This window comes from uncultured Nostoc sp., from assembly GCF_964245575.1.
Classification (GTDB): domain Bacteria; phylum Cyanobacteriota; class Cyanobacteriia; order Cyanobacteriales; family Nostocaceae; genus Nostoc.
Genome location: NZ_CAXTNP010000406.1, coordinates 1 through 5,086 on the forward strand (window position 1 = coordinate 1; position 5,086 = coordinate 5,086).

Below are 5,086 nucleotides of genomic sequence, written 5' to 3' on the forward strand. Positions count from 1 at the left end.
AGTTAAGCAAGTTTTAACATTTTAAATTTAATTAAGTAATTATAAAATTGAATAATCTATGTTATAAAATGCTATAAAAGCGTTTTTTAGAAGAATAAAGATTTAGAAAATTATAGGAGCCTGTTAATGAATTTACCTGTGATTGTGGATATTACTATTGGCTTAGTTTTTATCTACTTGATTTTGAGCTTGCTAGCTTCTGAAATTCAGGAGCTGATTGCCACATTATTACAATGGAGAGCTAAACATTTAAAAAATTCAATTGAATTACTTTTAGCAGGTGGTAGCGAAAGTGAAGATTCAGATATTATCAAAGCAAAAAACTTGGTACAGCAACTTTATAGCGATCCTTTGATTAATACATTGAATCAACAAGCCAAAAATAAAGTAGAAAAGCAGTTACGGGAAGGTAGGAAAAATATTGTCAAAAACAAAGCACTAGGAGAAAAACACAGTGGCCCTTCGTATCTTCCTTCGGAAACATTTGCAATTAGCTTATTCGATGCCTTAAAAATTCCCCAGTTAATTAATTATGTGAAGCATCCTAGTGATGAATCTCAAACTAACTTGCACATGATATTAGCATCTTACAAAGAACTTAAAACAGGAATTAATGATCCCAATAGTGAAAGTTACAAAAAAATTAAACAAGTTTATGGAGATTTTGACCAAAATTTTATAGATTTTGTTAATAATGATTTACCGGATTATGTACCTAATAATTTAATTACGAGTCTTGGTGTGATTGCTAAACGTAGCAGGATAAAGATTCATGACCTCACAGAAGAAGCGAATCAGTTTAAAAATGAAGTCGAAGCATGGTTTGATCGCTCTATGGATCGAGCCAGTGGTGTTTATAAACGTAATGCCAAAGGAACTGCAATTTTAATTGGAATATCAGTTGCGATATTAACCAATACTGATACATTTTACCTTGTAAAAAGACTGTCGCGGGATTCAGTTATCCGCTCTAGCATTACTCAAAGTGTAACTGAACAAACCAATTATATCACAAACTTAAAAGCTAGAAATGAAATCGAGAACCTATTAGGAAATGCTTCTGTACCCATTGGATGGCAAAATATCAATCAACAGTTGAAGCCATTAGATAATAGAGACTCGAAGAATGGTAACTTTTCATTAATCACAATTTGGCAGGGTTTTAAATTAATTTGCGGTTGGTTATTGAGTGGTTTAGCTATTGCGATGGGTGCGCCTTTTTGGTTTGATATCCTAAATAAAGTTGTCAATGTGCGAAATGCCGGGCCAAAACCTGTTGCGTATACTAAGGATCAACCGCCTCAGAAATAGCGTTTCAATTAAAAAATAAAAATAACTTGGAGTTTCAATTCTTTATTCTCAAGAGTAATGTCAATTTGCCTGATAAATTCTCGAAAGTAAAATCGTCGCTCTGTTTCCGATAAATCAAACCAAAATTGTGGTATAGAAACAGCTTGAGCAACAGAACGCAAGTTAACTGGGGGAAGAGTCGCTAACTTTGCTTCGAGTGCAGAAATTTCAGTGCGGAGTTTGTAAGCCCTTAGCTTTGCTGTTTCAACATCTAAAATTCCAGTTTCAATTAAAGTGGGTAACTGAGCAAGTATTTCTTGCTGACGAGCGATCGCTTGCCCTAAACTATTCTTCACTGCATCCAATTGAGGAAAATTCATCCCCGCTACAGCTAAGGGTAAGTCACGGCAAACCGTTTCAATTGTATGTTCTAAAACCTCTTGGTAGGGAATAGCCTTACACTTGGGGTGTTGAGGACAGCTAGTAGAACGTAAATAAAGATACTCCTTATCTTGATTGCGTTGGGTGACACGAGTAACTGTCAGATGTGACTGACACTCAGCACAGACAACCAACCCAGCTAAAGAACGGGGTGCACTAGCAGTTCGGGATGGTAAACGGCTGTTACGGCGTAAAAGCCGGTCAACTTGGGCTGCTTCTTCCTTAGAAATTATCGGAATATGGGTATTAGAGATAATTTCACCATTTTGGTAAGCTGTATTGCCGCGATAAACTGGATTAGTTAGCCAGCGTCTTCCTGTGGTGACAGAGATTTTTTTGGCGTATTTTTTCGCCAAGTAACGAACTGAACCCCGCAGGGAACCATAGAGTAAAAAGTGTTCAAAAAAATCTTTGACTACTGGTGAAGTACTGCGATCAACAGTATATTTTCCCTTACCTCTGCGATAGCCGTAGGGAACTTTGCCCGGTGGCGGTGCAACCTCAAGACGATTACGGGCGTGTCCTTCACGGATGCGACGGCTACGTTGCTGACGTTGGACTGCGTATAGCAAATTCAGCAAGTCAGCGCCCAGAGGGTAATTTTCGGTAGTGTAGGGCTGTTCTGTGGCGATTATCGCTACTCCAATCGCTTCGAGTTTATGTAAGCGATCGCTAATTTCCTCTACAGTATCTCCTAATTCTTCCAACCGACGAATCAAGAGATAATCTGCTGGTTCAGTTTCGCAATCGGTAAATAATTGTTGTAATTGCGTTCGCGTAGCGTGTCTGGAGGACTCTCGCGTAGCGTGTCTGGAGGACTCTCGCGTAGCGTGTCCAGAAGACTCTGGCTTGCCCAAATCTTCATAAACCCGATCCACCTCCCATCCCCAATCGGCTTGATCGGGAGAAGATTCTAATAGCGGATTAGTATAAGAATAGGCAATGATTTTCATTAGTCATTAGTCATTAGTCATTGGTCATTGGTCATTGGTCATTGGGACAAAACAAGGTAGAGACTTTTTCAATAATTCCCCCTTGTCCCCCACTCCCCTTTACTGCTGACTCAACTCGATAATATTTCCATCAGGATCTTGAGTGAACAGGGCAGCGCGACCGGAAGCGCTGGCTTGAATGGGATAATTATGATTGAGGAATTGCTGTTTGGCGGCGTCTAAGTCAGTTACTGAGAAGGCGACGTGGGGATTACGTCCCCATTTTTCGTTGGGGTTTTCGGTGGGGACAGTGGTTGCGACTATCAGGTGAATTTGATAGTCGCCGACTTGATACCATGCACCAGCGTAGTTTAAGGAACGATCTATTTTGGATAATCCTAATACTTTGCCATAAAAGTGTTCGGAGCGTTCTAAGTCAGTGACAAGAATCGCTGTATGGAGACTTTGGGTAATTTGCATTGTTGGTAAGTGCGATCGCGTTTATTTAAATTTTGACGTAATTTGAACTCTTGCGGAAAGTGGGGAGTGGGGGGACAAGGGGGAATTATTGAAAAAGTCTCTACCTTATTTCGTCCCAATGCCCGATGCCCAATGCTTGATGCCTATGCTCAATGAGAAATGACAAACTAAAAAATGAGGATAAATGATGGATGCTCAATTAAGTCATACAGAAATGAATGTTGCACGGGAGATTTTAGAAGATTACGATCCTGCACAACACGCTTTGAATCACTTGGAAAAACACAATGGCAAAGTTGAAACCGCTTTTGAGGATTTGTGGATTGAGAAAAATGGGCAACCGTTGATGCAGCAAGGTAAATCACTTTGGCAAGTAACACTAAAGGTATTACGTGAGGAACTCTGTGGCGATGAAGGTTTTCGCGGTCAACTCAAAGATTACACGAAGAATCCAGGGAGTTCGCCCTTGCTGACAGGGTTGATTATCTCCCTTGTTGGTGTAGCGACGGCACACGGTTTGCCAATTGATCCAGCGATCGCAACTGTTATTGTTTTATATATCCTCAAAATCGGCTTGAATATTTTTTGCGAATACACCGAACCACCCGTTGGCAATTCTGCAACTTTAGCACCAGGAAACTGATGCGATACTTTGCAAATCATTGCCTTTTTCTGGATGCTTTGTGTATAGCGTATACTCTGACCTCACTTCCATTCCTCTCTCCTAAAAGGAGAGAGGCTTTGAATCTTACTCCCCTTCCCTTGTAGGGAAGGGGCTGGGGGTTAGGTCTGTATTGGACTCAACACAGAAGCGTTATTATAAGGAGCGAACCGACAGTCAACATGGGGACGTGTTCCTATAAGTGCCTTGTCTCGGCTGGAGGCGCATCCCAGTTGTTGTTACGGCCATCAGCAAATCGAATCGGCGCTTCAATGAGTTCCGTTAGCTCGGCGTTGTCGAGGGCAGCCAATTGGACTGAAACGTAGTCACCGCCAATCTCTTCAACGTGCCCACGAGCAAACGATCGCACGCCGCAGTGCTTGCAAAAAAGATGATGTCCAACCTTTAGATTGAACTGGTAGTCGCTCAAATCGCCCTCGCCAGATAGCAATCGGAATGCGTTAGGCTTAATGATTGCGTTCCAATTCCGCGTTTTCGTGCAGATCGAGCAGTTACATTTGTTTGTACCCAAGCTCAGGTCGATGTCGGCTTCAAATCGAACTGCGCCGCAATGGCAGCTTCCAATAAAGGTTTTGATCATCACAATTTCCCAAGAGATTGTCGTCCGAAAAACGTACAGGCTTTTGTACAGTGACGAATTAAATGGCGTCGAAACAAATTCGTGTCATGAAGCTGGGCTTTACCCCCTTTAGACTTGCAACAATTTGTGTTGATGCAGCCTGTAAGTTTTCTGTGCTGATTCTAGTCTAAACGTTAGAGATTCCAGCCTTCACAGCCTTGATGACACAAAGCAAGGCACAGCGACAAATAAAGAGTCACTGTACAAGTGCGTAAGTCCTGGTAATTTCTTGCAATTTGATTGTATCGGCTAACAATGCGATTGTATCGGCTAACAATAGGATTGTATCGGCTGACAATGCGATTGTATCGGCTGACAATGCGATTGTATCGGCTAACAATGCGATTGTATTGACTAACAATGCGATTGTATTGACTAACAATGCCATTGTATCGGCTGACAATGCCATTGTATCAACTTGCTACGCCTGCCTAATGAGTATGATCTGGTCGCACCCCTGTTAAATGCGATCGCCTTGCCATCACTCCGGTAATCTCTCTAACGCCTCCCGTGCGATCGTCCCCCAATATTCATCCTTATACTCAACATATATCTCCAACGCTGTCTGCAAAAGAATCCTCGCCTCTGCGTAGTTTTCTTCTGCTTCTGCAAGCGTTCCTAAACAGTGGTAGGTGAGTGCTT

6 protein-coding genes are annotated in these 5,086 nt (G+C 41.7%); 3 read left to right on the top strand and 3 right to left on the bottom strand.

Going from position 1 to position 5,086, the window contains the following annotated elements:
* Window positions 1-138 precede the first annotated feature (138 nt).
* Complete coding sequence (locus tag ACFFAP_RS35600; protein WP_375515625.1) at window positions 139-1,311, top strand: hypothetical protein; 1,173 nt, start codon at window positions 139-141, stop codon at window positions 1,309-1,311.
* 8 nt (window positions 1,312-1,319) lie between these two features.
* On the opposite strand, the gene ACFFAP_RS35605 is transcribed toward ACFFAP_RS35600, so the two are convergent.
* Complete coding sequence (locus ACFFAP_RS35605; RefSeq protein WP_375515626.1) at window positions 1,320-2,684, bottom strand: recombinase family protein; 1,365 nt, start codon at window positions 2,682-2,684, stop codon at window positions 1,320-1,322.
* 99 nt (window positions 2,685-2,783) lie between these two features.
* Window positions 2,784-3,143 carry a VOC family protein gene (locus tag ACFFAP_RS35610; RefSeq protein ID WP_298920491.1) on the bottom strand — a complete coding sequence of 120 codons (360 nt, stop codon included), beginning with the start codon at window positions 3,141-3,143 and terminating at the stop codon, window positions 2,784-2,786.
* A 187-nt stretch (window positions 3,144-3,330) separates the two neighbouring features.
* Here ACFFAP_RS35610 and ACFFAP_RS35615 point away from each other — a divergent pair, with 187 nt between their 5' ends.
* Window positions 3,331-3,786, top strand: a complete 456-nt coding sequence (locus tag ACFFAP_RS35615; protein ID WP_375515629.1) for a hypothetical protein — start codon at window positions 3,331-3,333, stop codon at window positions 3,784-3,786.
* Between the two features lie 214 nt (window positions 3,787-4,000).
* On the opposite strand, the gene ACFFAP_RS35620 is transcribed toward ACFFAP_RS35615, so the two are convergent.
* Window positions 4,001-4,405, bottom strand: coding sequence for a GFA family protein (locus ACFFAP_RS35620; RefSeq protein ID WP_375515627.1), 405 nt, complete (start codon window positions 4,403-4,405; stop codon window positions 4,001-4,003).
* A 275-nt stretch (window positions 4,406-4,680) separates the two neighbouring features.
* On the opposite strand from ACFFAP_RS35620, the gene ACFFAP_RS35625 reads away from it, so the two are divergent.
* Window positions 4,681-4,908: a hypothetical protein gene (locus ACFFAP_RS35625; protein ID WP_375515628.1), complete on the top strand. Its 228-nt coding sequence runs from the start codon at window positions 4,681-4,683 to the stop codon at window positions 4,906-4,908.
* Window positions 4,909-5,086 lie beyond the last annotated feature (178 nt).

What these genes read in the sequence shown, in the direction of transcription:
- ACFFAP_RS35615 (WP_375515629.1), top strand. Translation starts at nt 3,331, where the DNA reads ATGGATGCTCAATTAAGTCATACAGAAATGAATGTTGCACGGGAGATT.
- ACFFAP_RS35620 (WP_375515627.1), bottom strand. Translation starts at nt 4,405, where the DNA reads ATGATCAAAACCTTTATTGGAAGCTGCCATTGCGGCGCAGTTCGATTT.
- ACFFAP_RS35610 (WP_298920491.1), bottom strand. Translation starts at nt 3,143, where the DNA reads ATGCAAATTACCCAAAGTCTCCATACAGCGATTCTTGTCACTGACTTA.
- ACFFAP_RS35605 (WP_375515626.1), bottom strand. Translation starts at nt 2,684, where the DNA reads ATGAAAATCATTGCCTATTCTTATACTAATCCGCTATTAGAATCTTCT.